The sequence below is a fragment of the Paraburkholderia sp. CNPSo 3076 genome (genome assembly GCF_026343935.1).
Classification (GTDB): Bacteria; Pseudomonadota; Gammaproteobacteria; order Burkholderiales; family Burkholderiaceae; genus Paraburkholderia; species Paraburkholderia nodosa.
On sequence record NZ_JAPMAL010000095.1, the window covers coordinates 1 to 4,761 of the forward strand.

4 protein-coding genes and 4 pseudogenes are annotated in these 4,761 nt (G+C 60.2%); 5 read left to right on the plus strand and 3 right to left on the minus strand.

Going from position 1 to position 4,761, the window contains the following annotated elements; genetic code table 11:
* The coding region (locus tag M3A49_RS41920; RefSeq protein ID WP_133189477.1) for a transposase at positions 1-209 on the minus strand (209 nt) is incomplete at its 3' end.
* 85 nt (positions 210-294) lie between these two features.
* Here M3A49_RS41920 and M3A49_RS41925 point away from each other — a divergent pair.
* The 5 genes and pseudogenes from M3A49_RS41925 to M3A49_RS41945 form a co-directional block, all read left to right on the plus strand.
* Positions 295-495 (plus strand): annotated as a pseudogene (locus M3A49_RS41925) (toluene monooxygenase); the annotation flags it as partial.
* Positions 496-519: 24 nt separating this feature from the next.
* Positions 520-780 carry a toluene-4-monooxygenase system B family protein gene (locus tag M3A49_RS41930; protein ID WP_133190567.1) on the plus strand — a complete coding sequence of 87 codons (261 nt, stop codon included), beginning with the start codon at positions 520-522 and terminating at the stop codon, positions 778-780.
* Positions 781-787: 7 nt separating this feature from the next.
* Positions 788-1,123: a Rieske 2Fe-2S domain-containing protein gene (locus M3A49_RS41935; RefSeq protein ID WP_133190565.1), complete on the plus strand. Its 336-nt coding sequence runs from the start codon at positions 788-790 to the stop codon at positions 1,121-1,123.
* 19 nt (positions 1,124-1,142) lie between these two features.
* Positions 1,143-1,457: an MmoB/DmpM family protein gene (locus M3A49_RS41940; protein WP_133190563.1), complete on the plus strand. Its 315-nt coding sequence runs from the start codon at positions 1,143-1,145 to the stop codon at positions 1,455-1,457.
* A 12-nt stretch (positions 1,458-1,469) separates the two neighbouring features.
* A pseudogene (locus M3A49_RS41945) lies at positions 1,470-2,458 on the plus strand (aromatic/alkene monooxygenase hydroxylase subunit beta).
* A gap of 692 nt (positions 2,459-3,150) precedes the next feature.
* Here the strand turns inward: M3A49_RS41945 and M3A49_RS41950 are convergent.
* Together M3A49_RS41950 and tnpC are read right to left on the minus strand one after the other, a co-directional pair.
* Positions 3,151-3,603 (minus strand): annotated as a pseudogene (locus M3A49_RS41950) (IS3 family transposase); the annotation flags it as partial.
* Positions 3,604-3,930: 327 nt separating this feature from the next.
* Positions 3,931-4,761: pseudogene (gene tnpC, locus M3A49_RS41960) on the minus strand (IS66 family transposase); the annotation flags it as partial.

Here is a 4,761-nt window from a genome sequence, read left to right on the forward strand (position 1 = left end):
TCTACCGGTGGCTCGCTAGACACCGGGCCTGCCGCACCGAACACGTCGGCCGCGCGCTCCTGCAACTGCCGTTTCCATTCCGTGATCTGGTTCGGATGCACATCGAACTGCTGCGCCAGTTCGGCCAGCGTCCGCTCGCCCTTGACTGCCGCCAGGGCCACTTTCGCTTTGAACGCCGCTGAGTGCGTGCGTCGGGTTCGTTTCGTCATTTCCTCGGTTCCTTTGCCTGCATTATCGCTGGCTCAGGCCCCGGCCGTTCCACTTATCCCGCTGTCCGATTTTGCGCGGCCACCTCTCTTCCAGCAGGACCCGGTTCGTTACCGCGATCACCTCACGCTCGTCGATCGCTTCCTCGCCGGTCATATCCAGCCACCCAACCTCTTGGGCGCGTTGAACTACATGGGGCTCGCGCCGGGCGAAATGGGCGACGACGCGCACCAGTATGCCTGGGTCGAATCGTACCGCGGTACCCGTGACAACAAAGAGGCCGCCTGAGGCTGCCACGCAAAAGAGGACGACATGGCACTGTTCCATGTGATCTCAAATTTTCAATACGACTTCGTATTGCAGCTATTGCCGGTGGATACCGGCAATACGATAGATGAAGTGGCGGCCGCCGCCTCGCTCCATTCGGTGGGCCGACGCGTCGCCCCACGGCCTGAAAAGGTTGTGCGCGTGCGTCGCCAGGGCGCGGAGCAGTTCTACGCGCGCAAGGCAAAGCTCGGCGAGACGGATATCAAGCCGATGGAAACGCTCGAATTCATCTTTTGCGACGAATGAGGTCGACATGGAGTACCAGAAAATCTGCACGCTCGACGACCTGTGGGCAGGCGAGATGATCGGAGCGGAGGTGGATGGCCACGTGATTGTGGTGGTTAATCCAGAAGGCGGCGAGCCGCGCGCCTTTCGGGGCGTTTGTCCGCATCAGGCCATTCCGCTCGTGGAAGGAAAGTTCGACGGCCGCGTGCTGATGTGCCGAGCGCATCAATGGACCTTCGACGTGAATACCGGCAAGGGGATCAATCCTGGCGACTCCCGGCTTCGCGCATACCCCGCGAAGATCGAGGGCGAAGACGTTCTCGTTGCGGTGGGCGGCGTTGAAACCCTCTTTGCCCATTCCTGAATTTCACAGAGAACCGATCATGACCATCGAAACCACCGCCTCGGCTTACCGCAACAACCGCGTGGGTCCCGTGCTTCGTGCGGGCAGCATTACGGCGGGCGTCATCGAAGCCGCGCACGAAGACAACCCCGGCAAGACGATCCGCGTCGACGACAAACTCGCGTATGTGCGCATCGATACGGACGGCGAACTGATCCTGCGCCGCTCCACGCTTGAGGAAACGCTTGGTCGACCGTTCATGATGTCCGAGCTGGAAGTCAGCCTCAGTTCGTTTTCAGGCCGCATCGAAACAACCGAAGGCTACGTGCGGTTTTACTACGAGAAAACGCTTTAACCGGAGACGAGCATGACCCATCCCGAAGTCCTTACGCCGCTGAAAACGTGGAGCCATCTAGCCGCGCGGCGGCGCAAGCCAAGCGAGTATGAGATCGTCTCGACGAACTTGCATTACACCACCGACAACCCTGACGCCCCCTTCGAACTGGACCCAAACTTCGAAATGGCGCAATGGCTCAAGCGCAACCGCAACGCCTCGCCGCTGCGACATCCCGACTGGAACGCATTTCGTGATCCAGACGAGATCGTCTATCGCACCTATAACCTGCTGCAGGATGGTCAGGAAACTTACGTATATTGTCTCCTCGACCAGTTCTCCACGCGCGGTCACGACTCCCAACTCGCCAGGCCATGGGCGGCCTCGCTCGCACGCGTCTATACCCCCGCGCGCTTCCTGTTTCATGCGCTGCAAATGGGCTCAGCTTATCTGTCCCAGATGGCCCCCGCTTCCACGATCTCCAACTGTGCCGCATACCAGACCGCTGACTCTCTGTGCGCTGGCTCACGCACACCGCGTATCGCACCAAGGAACTATCCCTGACTTTTGCGGACCTCGGCTTCGGCAGCGATGAGCGGCGCCGCTGGGAACTCGGGCCGCCTTGGCAGGGCTGGCGCAAACTCGTCGAACAAGCACTCACCGCGTGGGACTGGGCTGAATGCTTTGTCGCGCTAAACCTCGTGGTACGCCCGGCTGTGGAAGAGACCGTATTGCGCAGCCTCGGCGTCACGGCGCGCCAAAACGGCGATACCCTACTCGGCCTTATTACCGATGCGCAGCTCGTCGACACGGAGCGGCATCGGCGTTGGGCCAGCGAACTCGTTCGCATGGCCAGCGAACAGGAAGGCAATCACGCCGTGCTGGGTACGTGGGTGAGCAAATGGGAACCGCTTGCCAACGACGCTATAACAGCATGGTGTGCCGCCCTGCCTGACGCACGCGAAGCTAGCACACGCGCGAAGGAAGCCACGCGCGAATTCCGGCGTTCGATCCGACTGTGAGTCAGGAGGCCTTGAATCGAAGCATTATGAAAGAAGTGTCGTCGGAAGCCGGCCCGCTCCAAAAATTGGGAAACATCAAACGTAACAGCACTTATAGCGGAGTCTTGGATCATGAGGACAATCCTCGCCGCTTCGGCGATTGTATTGCACTCGTTTGCACGATTACCTACGCCACGACCATCGACAGCGGGCTCACGGAGACATGGCCTTGGCGGGGATAGTGGAGGCGACAGGCAGCACTGCTTCCGTTATTGCCGCAGCGCAAGCGTCCCATGCTTCAGCTATAGGATCTACGTCAGGCGGTCAAGGAGGCTACTTCTCCGGGCCTCGCGACGGCGGATAGCAACACCTACAAGCCGGGCCATCGAGCCGATGATTAAGCGATTCCGGAAGCCGAATCGGAAACCTGCACGGATAACTGTCCGAGTGTAGATGCGCTCGCAGTCTTACCAATAACCTATGCGCGAAACATGGCAAAGTGGGCCGGCGACAATAAATGAAAACGAAACTGTTTGTAGCAGCAGTAGCATTATTAGCGACCACCGTAGGCCTCTCGTTGCGCCTACATCAGGTGAACAGGATTTGTGAAACCGCGCGCGAAAACCCTAAGGTAGCCATGGGTTCATCAACGACCTGGCCCGGCAACTGGCCGACGACGAGTTCAGCCAGCGGCTGTTGCCCATTCCGAATATCTCGGGCTTCGCCGGCGAGAAGTCCCGTTGCAGCAGGGTTCGGTGCGAGCGGCAGATTGTGCTTGCTGTCCGTAGTGGCCTTGAACCGTCGCTTGGTGCGCGCCTTGATGCCATGCAGCTTCATCAGCCGCTGAATCCGGTCCTTGCTCACGCGAATGCCTTGCGCAAGCAGCTTTTTCCACACGCGCGGCCAGCCGTACTCGCCTTTGGATTCGGCATGGTCGGCGCGAATGTGGACCAGCAGCGCATCGTTGCTGATGCGTCGGCGCGGCCGATCAGGATCAACGTCGCGGGCCTTACGGTTGTGATAACCGCTGGGACTGACGCCCAGCGCCTGGCAGGCCACGGAAACCGGCCATTGCCGGCTATGCCGTTCGATCCACGCGTACTGCACGCGCCCTTCGCAAAGTACGCCGTCGCTTTTCCGAGGATATAGCGCTCCATCTTCACGCGGGGGCTCTGGTGCAAATAGGCGGTCTGTACGAGATTTTTCTTATATAGCGAATGTGGCGCATGAGCTTTTTGTCGAGATCTTTGGTGCTGGTGAATACGCCGCGTGTAATGACGTCGCGCTGGATGCGGGCAAACCAGTTCTCAACCTGATTCAGCCATGACGAATACGTGGGGGTGTAAGGGCACGCCCAACTGTGCGGCCAGCTTACGGCTGCTCCAATGCGTCGAACCATCGGCCAGTTTGCGTCGCAGCGTGTAGTCGAGCACTTTCGCTTCAAGGCGCGCCAGATCGCGGCGCGGAGCGCGGCCGGGATGCCTGCCGTACAGACCCTCAAGACGCTCACTGGCAAAGCGTGTTTGCCACGTTGTGATGGCAAACGGTCTGATGTCACGTTCGCATACATTATTATCGATGGGAGCGCAACCATCGGTGACGTAGCGGCTCAGATATTGCCACTGGTTGCGTGTATAGGCGATTGCCTTGCCGAGCAGACTCTGGGGCAGTACCTTGAGCGCCAGTTCGTCGAGCCACGCCTTGAAGGCCTCGAGCACCGGCACGCTATGCTTTTGCCGCAAGCCATATGTGTAATCAGCGCGCGTCCGGCCATCAGGCAGTTCGCCCTTGGCGAGCGCCTCGACACGGTACAGGGCCTGGAAGTATTCGAGCGCTTTCGCCACACGAGCGTTAGGTATCTTCTGTTTGCCGGAGTCCGTTTTTTTCTCGGCCGCCTTGTCCGCCTTGACGAACAGCCTCCGGGCGTGCGCGACGCATCCGAAGTGCGTGGCCTTTTTGAGCGTGCGCCAGGCGCTGTAGCCGTCGCTCATCAGCATGCCGCTGTAGTCGCCGAGAAACTTCTTCAGATGTTCCTGGCCGCGCCCCGGCTGGTAGTCGAACAGCACAACGGGTTCGGCGCAGCCTTCGGCGCTGCGGTACACCCATGCATAGCTTTTGCTCTGGGCGGACCTGCCGGGCTCCTTGAGCACCTGAACCGTCGTTTCGTCACCGTGGATCAACGGCTGCGACAGCAACGTCTTGTGCAGCGCGTCGTACAGGCGGTCGGGTAGCAGCGGCGCATTGCTGCGCCGCCGCCCCCTGAGAACCGTACGTGCGGGTCGCCCCGCATACGGCTCAAGCCACTCAGTCAGCACCTGAAGGGG

Excerpts from the sequence above, each read along its gene's own strand:
- M3A49_RS41935 (WP_133190565.1), top strand. The coding sequence starts at position 788 with ATGGAGTACCAGAAAATCTGCACGCTCGACGACCTGTGGGCAGGCGAG.
- M3A49_RS41930 (WP_133190567.1), top strand. The coding sequence starts at position 520 with ATGGCACTGTTCCATGTGATCTCAAATTTTCAATACGACTTCGTATTG.
- M3A49_RS41940 (WP_133190563.1), top strand. The coding sequence starts at position 1,143 with ATGACCATCGAAACCACCGCCTCGGCTTACCGCAACAACCGCGTGGGT.